At 37.3% G+C, this 14,163-nt stretch carries 12 protein-coding genes; 5 read left to right on the top strand and 7 right to left on the bottom strand.

Annotated features, from left to right (window positions below):
- Nucleotides 1-26 precede the first annotated feature (26 nt).
- Nucleotides 27-533: an FKBP-type peptidyl-prolyl cis-trans isomerase gene (locus ACFE0M_RS09425; protein WP_434545505.1), complete on the top strand. Its 507-nt coding sequence runs from the start codon at nucleotides 27-29 to the stop codon at nucleotides 531-533.
- 66 nt (nucleotides 534-599) lie between these two features.
- Complete coding sequence (locus ACFE0M_RS09420) at nucleotides 600-1,037, top strand: TPM domain-containing protein (RefSeq protein WP_434545504.1); 438 nt, start codon at nucleotides 600-602, stop codon at nucleotides 1,035-1,037.
- Nucleotides 1,038-1,369: 332 nt separating this feature from the next.
- On the opposite strand, the gene ACFE0M_RS09415 is transcribed toward ACFE0M_RS09420, so the two are convergent.
- Genes ACFE0M_RS09415 through ACFE0M_RS09405 form a run of 3 tightly spaced genes read right to left on the bottom strand, consistent with a single transcriptional unit; the run spans nucleotide 1,370 to nucleotide 2,604 of the window.
- Nucleotides 1,370-1,720 carry a DUF4260 domain-containing protein gene (locus ACFE0M_RS09415; RefSeq protein WP_434545503.1) on the bottom strand — a complete coding sequence of 117 codons (351 nt, stop codon included), beginning with the start codon at nucleotides 1,718-1,720 and terminating at the stop codon, nucleotides 1,370-1,372.
- Nucleotides 1,721-1,738: 18 nt separating this feature from the next.
- Nucleotides 1,739-2,224 carry a hypothetical protein gene (locus tag ACFE0M_RS09410; protein ID WP_434545502.1) on the bottom strand — a complete coding sequence of 162 codons (486 nt, stop codon included), beginning with the start codon at nucleotides 2,222-2,224 and terminating at the stop codon, nucleotides 1,739-1,741.
- Nucleotides 2,224-2,604, bottom strand: a complete 381-nt coding sequence (locus ACFE0M_RS09405) for a RidA family protein (RefSeq protein WP_434545501.1) — start codon at nucleotides 2,602-2,604, stop codon at nucleotides 2,224-2,226. Before ACFE0M_RS09405 ends, ACFE0M_RS09410 begins: the two co-directional genes overlap by 1 nt.
- Before the next feature lie 49 nt (nucleotides 2,605-2,653).
- Here ACFE0M_RS09405 and ACFE0M_RS09400 point away from each other — a divergent pair, with 49 nt between their 5' ends.
- Nucleotides 2,654-3,322, top strand: a complete 669-nt coding sequence (locus ACFE0M_RS09400; RefSeq protein ID WP_434545500.1) for a 3-hydroxyacyl-CoA dehydrogenase family protein — start codon at nucleotides 2,654-2,656, stop codon at nucleotides 3,320-3,322.
- A gap of 34 nt (nucleotides 3,323-3,356) precedes the next feature.
- The gene (locus tag ACFE0M_RS09395) at nucleotides 3,357-4,775 is read left to right on the top strand and encodes a Glu/Leu/Phe/Val family dehydrogenase (RefSeq protein WP_434545499.1); all 1,419 of its coding nucleotides are present in this window, start codon (nucleotides 3,357-3,359) and stop codon (nucleotides 4,773-4,775) included.
- Nucleotides 4,776-4,956: 181 nt separating this feature from the next.
- Here the strand turns inward: ACFE0M_RS09395 and ACFE0M_RS09390 are convergent, their stop codons facing one another.
- Nucleotides 4,957-6,240, bottom strand: coding sequence for an acetyl-CoA hydrolase/transferase family protein (locus ACFE0M_RS09390; protein ID WP_434545498.1), 1,284 nt, complete (start codon nucleotides 6,238-6,240; stop codon nucleotides 4,957-4,959).
- Nucleotides 6,241-6,742: 502 nt separating this feature from the next.
- Here ACFE0M_RS09390 and ACFE0M_RS09385 point away from each other — a divergent pair.
- On the top strand, nucleotides 6,743-7,213 hold the full coding sequence (locus tag ACFE0M_RS09385; protein ID WP_434545497.1) for a hypothetical protein: 471 nt from the start codon (nucleotides 6,743-6,745) through the stop codon (nucleotides 7,211-7,213).
- Nucleotides 7,214-7,359: 146 nt separating this feature from the next.
- Here ACFE0M_RS09385 and ACFE0M_RS09380 read toward each other — a convergent pair whose 3' ends face one another.
- The 3 genes from ACFE0M_RS09380 to gltB all read right to left on the bottom strand — a co-directional run bounded on the left by ACFE0M_RS09380 (nucleotide 7,360) and on the right by gltB (nucleotide 13,971).
- A complete protein-coding gene (locus ACFE0M_RS09380; RefSeq protein ID WP_434545496.1) occupies nucleotides 7,360-7,761 on the bottom strand; it encodes an STAS/SEC14 domain-containing protein in 402 nt (133 codons plus the stop codon).
- A 222-nt stretch (nucleotides 7,762-7,983) separates the two neighbouring features.
- Nucleotides 7,984-9,447, bottom strand: coding sequence for a glutamate synthase subunit beta (locus tag ACFE0M_RS09375; protein ID WP_434545495.1), 1,464 nt, complete (start codon nucleotides 9,445-9,447; stop codon nucleotides 7,984-7,986).
- Entirely contained in the window at nucleotides 9,448-13,971 is a 4,524-nt protein-coding gene (gene gltB, locus ACFE0M_RS09370; protein WP_434545494.1) for a glutamate synthase large subunit, read from the bottom strand.
- Nucleotides 13,972-14,163 lie beyond the last annotated feature (192 nt).

Here is a 14,163-nt window from a genome sequence, read left to right as displayed (position 1 = left end):
CAGTCAAATTGAGGAGTTATTCCCTTATGGAAATTCAAGAAAACACAGTCGTAACTTTATCATATCATGTGAGAAAAAAAGATGAGGAGGGAGAGTTGGTAGATTTCTCCGGTCAATCCTATCCATTAAGATTCCTTTTTGGTACAGGTAAGATGCTCCCATATTTTGAAGAACAGTTAAAAGGAAAATCTCATAACGAACAGTTTGCCTTTCACTTGCCTGCTGATTTTGCTTATGGAAAAAAAGATGAGAGCCTGATTAAATCAATCCCAATAGAGGAGTTTACTGAAAAAGAGGGTTATACTAAAGAAACATTGGAACTAGGTGCTTTTATTCGCTACGAAAATGCTGAGGAATCGCAAAGTGGAAAAATCATTGATAAAAACAGAAAAGAGGTGAAAGTAGATTTCAATCATCCTTTGGCTGGTCAGGATTTATTTTTTAAGGGGAATATTATTTCCGTGAGAAAAGCCTCTTTTGAAGAAATTGAAAGACAGCATCATATTGAACCTGATGGTATTCGCTTTCAATAGGCAATATCTTCCATAACTATTGCAGTTCTTAGCCGTATTCCTCTCAATATTTATTATTTTTACATTATGGCAAAAGACGCATTTACCGAAGAAGAAAAGAAAACTATAGTAAACGCTATCAAAGCTGCGGAACTAGAAACATCAGGTGAAATCCAGGTGCATTTGGAAAATCATTGCAAAGAAGATGTATTAGATCATGCCGCTCATATTTTTAAAACCCTGAAAATGCACAAAACTGAATTGCGTAATGGAGTTTTGTTTTATATGGCTATCAAAGACCACAAATTTGCCATATTAGGAGATGTCGGGATTAATCAAAAAGTACCCGAGAACTTTTGGGATGATATCAAAGAACATATGATGGCTCACTTCAAAAAAGGAAATTTAACTGCCGGATTGAGCGAAGGCATCAAAATGGCTAGAGATCAACTAGCAGCACATTTTCCATTTAAAAAAGATGATGCGAATGAATTGCCAGATGAGATTTCTTTTGGGAAGAGTTGATTTTTTTGCCAATATGATGAGATTTAATCCAAAAGGAAACAATAATTTCGCCCTTTTAGGACGTTGTTAAATTTTTTAAGCGTAGGGTTTCAACCCACACTTAAGTATGTCATCCCTTTCGGACTAACTTTATCCAATCTAAATTTGAGTATTTCTTTATATCAAATTAATGCAATTTGTAAAATTTCACCAATTGATTATTTCACTTTGTAGTCCTGAAAGGACGTCATATTCTAACACAGGGTAAAGTCCTGTGTGATAAAACTACCAATACCAAGCCCTGAGAGAGCGTAATAATAATTGGAAATATTGCTTAAGTAATCCAACCCCATTCATTTCCCAATCTCCCCTAAATGCGTAAACTTAAAGCCTTTATCATATTTTAAGCCATAGCCAAATATTCTGTCCATGCTGGCATGACCGAATAGGATGATTCCAGACAATAATAAGTAATCATTGCTTAACCACCAGCCTAAAGCATAAATCAAAATGGCAATTCCTTTATGATGGAAAAGGTTATAGGAATAAGCACCAATTTTATCTCCAAAAGCATAGCCTATCATTCCAAAATCTGGAGCTAGAATTAAAGCAAGAAACCACCACCAAGCAAAAGGCAATTCATTAAAAAGCAAAATGGAAAAGGCAAACATCGCCAGTTCTTCCAAACGTATTAAGTTCTTCATTGCATAAAAATAGCATAATTATCCAATCAACCGCATTAATTCTCTTCTACTTTTAAAATATGCATCCTTAAATCTTGAAATGATTAAGGCATAGCTGGCCACCAGAATTATAAGGGGAAAAATGATGGTCAAAACATCATCATCTTGAGCAATGGAAATTGCAGAAAATAAGAGCATCAATACAATCCAGAAAACAAGGAAATATTTTATACTGGGGAATAAACTAAATTCCAGATGAACCAAACTACCGGAATCACCCCCTTCTATTTTTCCTTTTATGAGCGGGAGAAAATTATTAGGCCGGCTCACAATTTGTGAAATAGCAAAACCGCTTTCACCTACTTTCCCATTAAAAAGAAAAGCCTCTTGTTCATTATCGCCCAATGACCTGTTTTTGAAAGACTGGTATTTAACAGGTTTAACGGCCAGCTTCATCCTCCTTATAATTTCATCTTGCCCATGTGGGCTTAAAAACATTTCCGATTTGGCCGGCCACAACTGCATTATTTTATAGCAATACAGCTAATTTCCACATTTACATCTTTTGGTAGTCGAGCCACTTCCACTGTTTCCCTTGCCGGAGGATTTTCTTTAAAATACAATCCATAGGCTTCGTTTATAGTGGCAAAATTACCCATATCTTTTACAAAAATACTGCACTTCACCACATCTGAGAATCCTAAGCCGGCTTCTGAAAGAATAGCTTCCAAGTTTTTCATTACTTGATGGGTTTCCTCCGTAATATTTTCATTAATCAATTCCTCAGTTTGTGCGTCCAAAGCTATTTGACCAGAAACATACAAGGTATTGCCCGCTAAAATGGCCTGATTATAAGGCCCGATTGGTGCAGGCGCTTCTTTTGTTTGAATGATTTGTTTACTCATCTCGCTTTTTATGATTAGTTCCTTAACTTTGGTTCAAAACTAACAAATTATGAAGATACTTGTTGTAGGAGACCCCAAAATCCAAGAGGAAATCACAGCAAAATTTGGAGCGCAACATCAAATCATTTCTTTTGACGATTTAACGGAGATTACAAAAGAAGCTTTTTTTGAAGCAGATGTGGTTTTTGATTTTTTTATCGCGGAAGAACCCGAAGCACTTGAATTTTATGAGCAACGTCCTGATTTAACTATTTTTACCAATATGGCTAAAAGTTGCTTTGGTAATTTAGAAATCTATCAGCAACAAACTCAAAACACAGTTTTCGGATTTAATGGCCTGCCCACTTTTATCAACAGAAGTGTATTAGAATGTACACTTCAAGATGAAAAGGAAAAGGAGAAATTAAATTTAATCTGTGGTAAATTAGGGACTGATTATGAAATAGTAGAAGACAGAGTGGGCATGGTAACGCCCAGAATTATTTGTATGATTATCAATGAAGCCTATTATACCGTTCAAGAAGGGACGGCTACAAGAGAAGACATTGATTTAGGCATGAAACTGGGTACCAATTATCCGTTTGGGCCGTTTGAATGGTGTGAAAAAATAGGCCTTGAAAATGTTTACGAACTTTTGGAATTCGTTTACGATGATACTAAGGAAGAAAGATATAAAATCTGCCCTAGCTTAAAGAAAGAATATTTAGTATTAGTGTAAAACCGACTAATTAAAAATTATAACTGATAAATATATGTCACAAAATCAAGAATATAGCTTATTCGAGGACGTCTGTAGTTTCGTTGATGATGCCGCACAGCACATGAAGCTCCACCCCGGATTATTAGAACAAATCAAACAATGTAACAGTATTTATAAATTTCATTTTCCAATCCGAATGGAAGATGGTTCTTATGAAGTCGTGAAAGGCTATAGAGTGCAACACTCTCACCATAAACTTCCCACTAAAGGAGGGATAAGGTTTAGTGAAATGGTTAATGAGCAAGAAGTAATGGGATTATCTGCCTTGATGACCTATAAATGTGCCATGGTGAATATTCCATTCGGAGGTGCTAAGGGGGGTGTGAACATTGACCCATTAAAATACAATACGCACCAATTAGAAAAAGTGACCAGAAGATATACTTCCGAACTCATCAAAAAGAAATTTATTGGTCCTGCCATCGATGTACCAGCTCCTGATTATGGAACTGGCGCTAGAGAAATGGCCTGGATAGTGGATACTTATGAAGCCTTCAATCCGGAAGCTATTAATGCTAAAGCTTGTGTGACCGGGAAGCCACTTTCCCAACATGGAATTGAAGGTAGAACGGAAGCTACCGGTATGGGGGTTTATATCGGAATACGTGAAGCGGTAAGTGTTGAGGAGGATATGAAAGAACTAGGTTTAACCACAGGTCTGAAAGGGAAGAAGGTAATCATTCAAGGTTTAGGAAATGTAGGTTTTTATTCAGCCAAATATTTAACGGAAGCAGGTGCTAAAGTAATCGGGATTGCAGAATGGAATGGTGGAATATGGGATGAAGATGGGATCGATATAGAAGCCTTAAAAAACCATCAAATAGAAAACAAATCTTTCGAGGGTTACGGAAAAGGCAAGTTTGTAGAAAATTCCATCGAAATTATGGAGTATGATTGTGATATATTGGTTCCTGCAGCCTTGGAAAATCAAATAACAAGTGAGAATGCCCCAAGAATCAAAGCTAAAATTATAGGTGAGGCAGCGAATGGTCCTATTACCAAAGAAGCAGAAAAAATACTATTGGATAATGACATCTTGGTAGTTCCTGATATGTATTTAAATGCAGGGGGTGTTACCGTTTCCTATTTTGAGTGGTTGAAAAATTTATCGAGAGTTTCATTCGGAAAGCTTGAGAAGCGTTATGACATGGAAAAATATAAGTTTTTGGTTGACAGTATAGAGAATGCTACTGGAGATGCTTTTAATCAAGAACAAAGAGACGCAATTGTAAAAGGAGCCAGTGAAAGAGACTTGGTGATTTCAGGATTGGAAGAAACTATGGTGACAGCTTATCATGATATGAACAAAATGCGTAAGGATAAGAAAATTAAAAGTTTGAGAACGGCTGCTTTTATTTTAGCCATTGAACGTATTGCAGTTAGCTATACCGATATGGGAATTTTTCCTTGATGAATTATTCTGTTGGTTTAATTAACTACACTTTCATGCAGGTGTTGTCACCTACAATTTGTAGGTGGAAATTTATAAGCCTTATAAACAAAATTTAATATTAGCGAACCTGTCTTTTGATAGGCAGGTTCGCGATTTTAAGAGAAAAATTAAAAAAGCTATAGGCTTTAAATTATTAGGTTTAATGGGCTCTAAATCGCTCAAAAGCCGCCTTTTCCAATTCCTCTCTAGCGTCAGGATGCGCAATTGAAATTAAAGCTTTTGCCCTTTGATTGAGGTTTTTTCCATATAAATCCACCACACCATATTCTGTTACCACATAGTGAACGTGTGCTCTCGTAGTGGTAACACCAGCCCCTTCCTGCAAGAATGGCACAATTTTACTTACTCCTTTTTTAGTAGCGGCCGGCATGGCAATAATGGCTTTTCCCCCTTCAGACAAAGAAGCTCCTCTTATAAAATCCATTTGACCACCAACTCCTGAAAACTGCATTTTACCAATAGTGTCGGCACAAACCTGTCCGGTCAAATCAATTTCTATGGCTGAATTAATGGCGGTAACTTTAGGGTTTCTTCTGATGATGGCCGTGTCATTGGTATAAGCTGCTTCTTTCATGTGCACCAAAGGATTGTCATCCATAAAGTCATATAATTTTTGAGAACCTACCGCAAAGCAAGTAACTAGTTTCCCTGTTTTCACTTCTTTATTACTTCCGTTGATTACCCCACTTTCCACAAGAGGTAATATTCCATCAGAGAACATTTCGGTATGAATACCGAGATTCTTGTGATTCCCCAGATTTTGTAATGCTGCATTGGGTATGGCACCAATACCCATTTGTAATGTTGCGCCATCCTCTACAAGGCCTGCAACGTGAGCACCAATTTGCTGTTCAATTTCAGAAGCCACCACTATATCATGACCATGAATAGGTTCATTTACTTCAACGGCATAATCTATTTGACTAACATGAATAATACCATCACCATGCGTTCTTGGTACATTTGGGTTGACTTGAGCAATGACTAATTTGGCAGTTTGTATGGCTGGAATTGTTACATCCACAGATACGCCCAAGGAGCAATATCCATGACTATCAGGAGTGGAAATTTGAATGAAGGCCACATCCAACGGCAAAATATTTCTTCTGAACAACCAATGTACTTCGCTTAAGAAGATGGGTATATAGTCTCCTCTTCCTGCTTGGATTGCCTTTCTAACATTCCCGCCCACAAAAGCACTATTGATTTTAAAAGATTTATAATAGGGCTCCTCAGTATATGCTGCCCTCCCTTCCGTGTGGAGGTGCATTACTTCTACATTTTCCAATGATTGATATCTATTAGCTAGAGCATCTATCAAAGTTACGGGGGTCATAGCGGCTCCCTGAATAAATACTCTATCGCCTGATTTTACGTGTGAAACTGCTTCTTCGGCTGTTACTATTTTTAATGAATTATCCATATTTCTTGTTGTTTTGCGATTGCAAATTTACTACCCATAAGATAAGTATTATTGAGCAAAACCAATGAAAAGAATGATTTATATCAGGGTTTTTAAATTCAAGAATTTGGCTATTTCTTTGTTGGACTTTCAATAATTATAGAAAAAAGTAATTCCTTCTTGTTGATAAATTTTAGCTTACAAAAAGCTTGAGGTATTGCGCCTATTCAGGTTACGGAGCTCGTTGTGTTGCTTATCACAAGTTCACCCCGTGATATGGTATGACGTCTTTCAGGCTTTAAAAGTAATTTTTACATCGATAATTGGTAAAATTTTACAATTGCTCTTTATTTGAGTTTAAGAAACATTTAGTATTTACTTAGATAAACCAAGTCCTGAAAGGGCGTAATCTCCCTATTTGTTAAATAGTTATATCAACATGTAGGACATTCAAAAAGGTGAGATAGAGAATCAACATTTAAAAATATTCTCTATCTTGAAAAGAATTAGATATTTTATACAAATGCATAAATCCTATATAAACATTAAAAACGGGCTACTATTTCCATTCCAATTTCAAATACTGGGATATGTTTTTTTATTTGCAGGGATAGCATTGACTGTTATTAACATTTGGGCTAGTATTATTTTCATTTTGCTTGGCGGATTCATTGTTACGGCTATTGCTGGTGTAGAATTTAAAAACCAATCAATCAGGGAATACAATTCATTCTTTTTTATCAGATTTGGGAAGTGGGAAAAGCTTGGGGAAGTTGAAAAGATTTTCATAAAGAAGATAAAAAGGAGTCAAAAATTTTATGGTAGGGCCAACCAAAGCTCTACAATTAGAAATGTGATTTATAAAGCTTTTTTGAAATTTGAGAATGGGAACACAGTGCTTTTAAGTGAAAATAAAGACAAAATTAATCTAGAGGAAAAAGTTCAAAAGCTGAACCAATATTTTAATACTGAAATTGTAGATTATACATCTTAAAGCTTAAGTTCTGAATTATTCATCTTTTTAAAATAGGGGATGTTTATTATGGTTAAATCAAAATATAAAATGTTACTCCCATTAGAGTGAGATTTCATCTTTACCCATAATATTTTAAATAAATCTTTGAAAGCTAATTATTTCCTTTAAATAGGCTTTTCAGCCATTTCCAAATGTTCAATCCAAACCTCTGCTTCTTCAATGTTTGAGAATATTTTATAGGGAACGGGTTGGTTCTGAAAAGAAAATATCATTTTTAAAACAGCCCTAACAGCCACATTTGGAATGATATAAGCAGTCCCAATACAATAAGTTTGAATCATTTTCCAATGTTGACTGATCCAAAAAGCCTGTTTTTTCTGGTGAGATGTTTTTGGAATGACGGCCTTACTGGCATCAAAAATTATGGAGATTTTTTGTCTATCATCATAACATTTTTCCAAATCCGCCAAATATTGATTAAAATTTTCATCCGTACTTTTTTCACCGGTAAAATTAACGGTAATAATGGGCTTCCGAGCAGAGTCAACAATTGCGTAAGGCTTCATTTTAGTTATTTTACTAATAATGTTTCTAACTACGAAATGGGCTAAAGGTTTGGATTGGAGATTACCCAATGAAAATAACGGTTGTACAATGAAATTAGTCCTGAAAGGGCGCAATATTATGCTCTTTCAGGGCTAATGTATTTCCACTTTTATTCGTGGGCTTCAACCCTAGGTTTTGGTATGTCAGCCCTTCGGGCTTTAAAAAGTTCTTCCAAAAGGGGCTTAGCCTAACTCCGCCACATTAAAGAAAGAATCATCTTTAGCAGGCAGTTCCGTTCTGCCCATTAGATATTGATCTACTTCTCTGGCGGCTTCCCTTCCTTCAGAAATAGCCCAAACTACTAAAGATTGACCTCTTCTGGCATCTCCGGCTGTGAATATGTTTTCCACATTCGTTTTGTAGCTGTTGGCTTCTACTGTCCCAGCTTGGGTTTTATTCACTCCTAAACTATCTAATAAATGATTTTCAGGATGTGTGAAACCAATAGCTAGTAGTGCAAGCTCACAAGGTACATCCCTTTCCGTTCCTTGGATTTCCACCATATTTTGTCTCCCACCTTGGTTCACCCATTCAATATCTACTAGTGTGATATGGGTCAATTCGCCTTTATCATTACCTTTAAATTCCTTGGTCAATACACCCCATTTTCTTTCACCACCTTCTTCATGTGAAGAGGAAGTACGCAAAGTCATGGGCCAAAGTGGCCACGGATCAGATTCACCTCTATTTTGAGGGGGCTTCGGCATCAATTCTAACTGTAATACAGAGGCTGCATGTTGTCTGTGTGAGGTACCTATACAATCAGAACCTGTATCACCACCGCCAATCACTACTACATTTTTGCCTTGAGCTGAGATTTTATTTTCGATAGAATCCCCTGCTACTTCCTTATTTTGCATGGTCAAGAAATCCATGGCAAAATGAATTCCTTTTAATTCCCTTCCTGGAATTGGTAAATCTCTGGGAACGGTGGAACCTGTGCAAATCACAATGGAATCAAAATCCTCTTTTAGCATATCAGGATTAATATTTTTGCCGACTTCAGCATTCACTTTAAAGCGAACGCCTTCTTCATCCATAATATTGATTCTGCGCTCTACATATTGCTTTTCCAGTTTGAAATCAGGAATTCCATATCGCAACAAGCCTCCAATTCTGCTTTCTCTTTCAAAAACCGTCACCCAATGTCCTGCTTTATTCAGTTGGTCGGCAGCCGCTAATCCAGCAGGACCAGATCCGATAACGGCTACTTTTTTGCCAGTCCTCTCTTTGGGTGGATTGGGTTTTATATACCCTAATTCATAAGCCTTTTCAGCTATGGTTTTTTCAATATGCTCAATGGCAACAGCTGGTTTGTTGATTCCCAACACACAACTTGCCTCACATGGAGCAGGGCAGATTCTTCCAGTAAACTCAGGAAAGTTATTGGTAGAATAGAGTATTTCAGCTGCTTCTTCCCAGTTTTCTCGATAAACTGCATCATTAAATTCAGGAATGATATTGCCCAAAGGACAGCCTGAATGGCAAAATGGGATACCACAATCCATACATCTAGCTGCCTGCTTTTTGGTTTTCACCTCAGGAAAGGGCTGATATATTTCCTTAAAATCCTCTACTCTCTTTTTTGGGGATCTGCTATCGGGCAGTTCTCTGTCAAATTTTAAAAATCCGTCTTGTTGTCCCATTTATGCTACAATTTTTTCGTTCTCTTTTTCTGCTTCAGCCTTTTTGGCTTCTAATATGCGTTTAAAATCATGTGGAATTACTTTGATGAATTGCGGTAAATAATCCTCAAAATTTTCTAAAATTCTTTTCGCTTTTTTACTACCTGTTGCTTGAGCGTGATAACTAATTAAAGTTTTCAACTCTTCTACATCATCTTCCCCCAGACTTTCCAAACCGACCATGGCTTTATTGCAGTTGTCTTCAAAAGCTTGCTTTTCATCCAATATGTAGGCAATACCACCGCTCATTCCAGCCGCAAAGTTCTTACCAGTTTCTCCTAATACAACCACTCTTCCGCCTGTCATGTATTCACAAGCATGATCGCCAACTCCTTCTACTACAGCACTGACCCCGGAATTTCTCACGCAAAAACGCTCTCCTGCCATACCGTTGATATAGGAATAACCAGAAGTAGCTCCATAAAAAGCCACATTTCCTATAATGATATTCTCAGAAGCATCGAAATCTGAATTTTTGGGTGGATAGATAATCAGTTTTCCGCCAGATAGTCCTTTTCCGTAATAGTCGTTAGATTCTCCCTCTATTTCAAAAGTGACGCCTTGTGCTAGAAAGGCACCAAAACTTTGTCCTGCTGAACCTTCAAATTTATATCGGATAGTATCCTCAGGAAGTCCATCTCCTTTATATTTTTTACTAATTTCATTGGAAAGAATAGCGCCAACTGCCCTATTGATATTTCGAATTGGAAAAGTGGCTCTCACGGGTTTTTTACTTTCCATTGCCTCTTGGGCTGTTTCCAGTAATTTCCAGTCTAATACTTCTTCCAATTCATGTTCTTGTTCAATTTGCTTGAAGACTCCTACTTGCTCAGGAATATTTTCCTGATAGAGAATAGGACTTAAATCCAAATCTTTCAATTTCCAGAAAGGCACATCATTTCTGACTTTTAGCACTTCTGAATGGCCTACCATTTCATCTACCGTTCTAAAGCCTAATTGTGCCATGATTTCTCTTAAATCTTCCGTCAAGAATTTGAAGAAATTCACCACATGCTCAGGGTCCCCCGTAAATAATTTCCTTAATTCTGGGTTCTGGGTAGCAACACCTACTGGACAAGTATTGGTATGACATTTTCTCATCATAATACAGCCTTCCACAACCAATGCCGCAGTAGAAATTCCCCATTCTTCAGCTCCCAAAAGAGTAGCTATGGCCAAATCTCTACCAGTTCTCATCTGACCATCAGTTTGTACCGTAATTCGACTCCTCAAATTATTTTTCACTAACGTCTGATGTGCTTCAGCCAGTCCTAATTCCCAAGGCAAGCCTGCATGACGAATCGAACTCAAAGGGGAGGCACCTGTTCCGCCATCTGCTCCAGAAATTAAAACTACATCTGCATTCGCTTTGGAAACCCCTGCAGCCACTGTCCCAACTCCAGCTTGAGAAACTAATTTCACATTAATCCTTGCAGCTCGATTGGCATTTTTTAGATCGTAAATCAATTGCGCCAAATCTTCAATGGAATAGATATCGTGATGCGGAGGAGGTGAAATTAACCCAACTCCCGGAGTGGAATGTCTCACTCTTCCAATCCATTCATCTACTTTATGGCCTGGTAACTGACCGCCTTCTCCTGGTTTGGCACCTTGAGCCATTTTAATTTGTAATTCATCGGCATTGGTCAAATAATAGCTGGTTACTCCAAATCTCCCCGAAGCTACCTGCTTAATGGCTGAGCGTTCCCAATCTCCATTAGGCTTCACTTCAAATCTTACTTCATCTTCTCCGCCTTCTCCACTATTACTTTTAGCGCCAATTCTATTCATGGCAATAGCTAAAGTAGAATGCGCTTCATGTGAAATGGAACCGAATGACATTGCCCCTGTGGCAAATCTTTTCATGATATTTTCAGCTGGCTCTACCTCAGATAATGAAATAGGAACTCGCTTTTTGAAATCGAAAAGACCTCTTAAGGTTAAAGTATCTTTTACTTGATCATTGATTTTGGAGGCATATTTTTTATATAAGGAGAAATTTGCGGTTTTAGTAGAATGCTGTAATAGGTGGATAGTCTCTGGATTGAAAAGGTGTTTTTCACCTCTTAATTTCCATTGATAAACTCCGCCAACCTCCAAACCTTTTCTAACTTGATCATTTTGTGGGAAAGCTTGCAGATGTCTCACCAATACTTCTTTAGCCAAACCGTCAAAATCAATTCCTTCAATTCTGGAAATAGTACCCGTAAAGCATTTTTCAATGACGGTTGAATGTAATCCTAAAGCTTCAAAAATTTGCGCACTTTGGTAAGACTGCAAAGTACTAATGCCCATTTTAGATAATATTTTTAGTAAACCATAACCAATGGCTGTTTGATAATTGGCCACGGCTTCTTGTTTGGTAATATCTTCACCCAAAAGCTTTTTATCATGTAAATCTTCAATGGACTTGATTGCCAAATATGGATTGATGGCACTTGCTCCATACCCAATAATAGTGGCAAAATGATGGGTTTCCCTAACATCACCGGCTTCAATGATCAGACCGGTTTTAGTTCTTAAATTCTTCTTTACTAAATGCTGATGTACAGCACCAGTTGATAATAAAGAAGGAATAGGGGCGTGGCTTTCATCAATGTTTTTATCAGAAAGAATTAAAACCACTTTTCCGTTATTAGCCGCTTCTTCTGCTTTGGCACAAATAGTATTTAATCCATCCTCTAATCTTCCCGGAGCTCCATCAGCTCTGAAAACGCAATCAATAATTTCATAATCAAAGCCAATATCTTTTAGATACATGAACTTGGCTATGTCTGAATCTAATAAAACAGGCTGAGAAATATGGACTTGTTTAGCATGAGCAGGTGTCTCCTCTAAAATATTTAAGCTTTCACCCACTCTGGTGAAAAGTGACATCACCATTCGTTCTCGAATCGGATCAATTGGCGGATTACTCACCTGTGCAAAAAGCTGTTTGAAATAATTGGCTATATGCTGACTTTGTTTACTCAAAATAGCCAAGGGAGTATCGGCACCCATTGAACCAATCGGTTCGGTCGCACGAACTGCCATATCTGCTAAAATTACTTTTAGCTCTTCTGAAGTATATCCATAGGCCTTCTGTTTTCTGAGTAGAATATCCCCAGAAATTTTTTCCGTTTTGATTTCAGGTACTGGAAGATTTCTCAATTTCACTCTATGGGCAATAATCCAATCCTGATAAGATTTATTGGCTGTTATGCCTTGCTTGATTTCTTCATCAAATAGCACTTTTCCTTTTTCAATATCCGCCATCAACATTTTTCCAGGCTGTAATCTTCCTTTTTGAACAACATCATCGGAAGCAACTGGTAAAGCCCCAGCTTCAGAAGATACAATTAATCGGCCACTTTTGGTAATGCAGAATCTTGATGGACGCAAGCCGTTTCTATCTAAGGTAGCTCCAACTTTTTTGCCATCTGTGAATATTAAAGCGGCCGGACCATCCCAAGGCTCCATAATGGATGCATGATATTTGTAAAATGCCTTGCGATCTTTGTCCATCATGCTGTTGTCTTGCCATGCTTCAGGCACCAACATCATCATCACATGCTCCAAAGGCCTGCCGTCCAACACCAACATTTCCACTATCCCATCCAAATTGGCGGAATCCGAATGCTCTGGATTGGTTACCGGTAATAATTTTTCTAAATCTTGATCAGAGAATACTTTGGAATCGAAATTAGCCTCCTTCGATTTCATTTTGGTCACATTTCCACGGATGGTGTTGATTTCTCCATTATGGGCAATGAACCTAAAAGGCTGTGCTAGTTTCCAATTTGGGAAAGTATTGGTTGAGAACCTTGAATGAATAATGGCAAAAGCGGATTTAAATCGTTCATCCCTCAAATCATCAAAGTACTCTCTTAATTGATTGGTTCTTAACTGACCTTTATAAATAACTGTATTGGTGGAAAGACTACAAACATAAAAGGCTTTATTGTTTCCTTGTACATTATGACCTATATAATGCGTGCTATAATTCCTTAATACAAAAAGTTTTCTTTCTAATTCATCTGTAGTTATATCATTTTCTGATTGAATAAAGACTTGTTCAATCAAGGGCTCCACAGGTTTTGCACCGGATCCCGGCACTTTTTCATTGACTGGAATGGCTCTATAGCCTAATATTTTTAAACCTAATTCTTGGGCATGTTGATTAATGACAGATTTACATTCATCAGCAACTTTGGTCATTTTAGGGAAAAAGAAAATTCCCGTTCCTACTGCTTTATTTTTCTCCAATGGAATTCCAGCATCTTCAGAAGTCCATTTGATGAAATGCTCATCAATTTGCAACATGATGCCGGCCCCATCACCGGTTTGTTTATCGGCACCGGTTCCGCCACGGTGCTCCATGTTTTCCAACATATCCAAGGCATCTTGAATGAGTTGGAATTCCTTTTTCCCATTAATATTTACTATGGTGCCTATTCCGCAGGCATCATGCTCAAAAGCCGGATTGTATAAAGAATTATTGCGCATAAATTTGATAGTCAGTCAATTGTGAAGTATAATTTACTGATAAAAACTAATCCAAAAAAGTTAAAATTGTTCGAATTTAGTGTAGATAGTTAGTGTCTAAATTACACTAACTAACTTTCATATGCAAATTTAAGTTCGTAATAAATTTTCAAAATGGGGCATAAAAAAACAGCCCTATGGGATTTGAGAGAG

Origin of the sequence: Marivirga sp., from assembly GCF_051117495.1 — a bacterium.
Taxonomy (GTDB): Bacteria; Bacteroidota; Bacteroidia; order Cytophagales; family Cyclobacteriaceae; genus Marivirga.
Note: the sequence above shows the minus strand (reverse complement) of the source record. Positions and strands in the feature narration are given on the sequence as shown.

Bases quoted from the DNA above. Each gene is read 5' to 3' on its own strand.
- ACFE0M_RS09390 (WP_434545498.1), bottom strand. From the start codon at position 6,240: ATGGATAATTCATTAAAAATAGTAACAGCCGAAGAAGCAGTTTCACAC.
- ACFE0M_RS09410 (WP_434545502.1), bottom strand. From the start codon at position 2,224: ATGCAGTTGTGGCCGGCCAAATCGGAAATGTTTTTAAGCCCACATGGG.
- ACFE0M_RS09380 (WP_434545496.1), bottom strand. From the start codon at position 7,761: ATGAAGCCTTACGCAATTGTTGACTCTGCTCGGAAGCCCATTATTACC.
- ACFE0M_RS09415 (WP_434545503.1), bottom strand. From the start codon at position 1,720: ATGAAGAACTTAATACGTTTGGAAGAACTGGCGATGTTTGCCTTTTCC.
- ACFE0M_RS09420 (WP_434545504.1), top strand. From the start codon at position 600: ATGGCAAAAGACGCATTTACCGAAGAAGAAAAGAAAACTATAGTAAAC.
- ACFE0M_RS09375 (WP_434545495.1), bottom strand. From the start codon at position 9,447: ATGGGACAACAAGACGGATTTTTAAAATTTGACAGAGAACTGCCCGAT.
- ACFE0M_RS09395 (WP_434545499.1), top strand. From the start codon at position 3,357: ATGTCACAAAATCAAGAATATAGCTTATTCGAGGACGTCTGTAGTTTC.
- ACFE0M_RS09400 (WP_434545500.1), top strand. From the start codon at position 2,654: ATGAAGATACTTGTTGTAGGAGACCCCAAAATCCAAGAGGAAATCACA.
- gltB (WP_434545494.1), bottom strand. From the start codon at position 13,971: ATGCGCAATAATTCTTTATACAATCCGGCTTTTGAGCATGATGCCTGC.
- ACFE0M_RS09405 (WP_434545501.1), bottom strand. From the start codon at position 2,604: ATGAGTAAACAAATCATTCAAACAAAAGAAGCGCCTGCACCAATCGGG.
- ACFE0M_RS09425 (WP_434545505.1), top strand. From the start codon at position 27: ATGGAAATTCAAGAAAACACAGTCGTAACTTTATCATATCATGTGAGA.
- ACFE0M_RS09385 (WP_434545497.1), top strand. From the start codon at position 6,743: ATGCATAAATCCTATATAAACATTAAAAACGGGCTACTATTTCCATTC.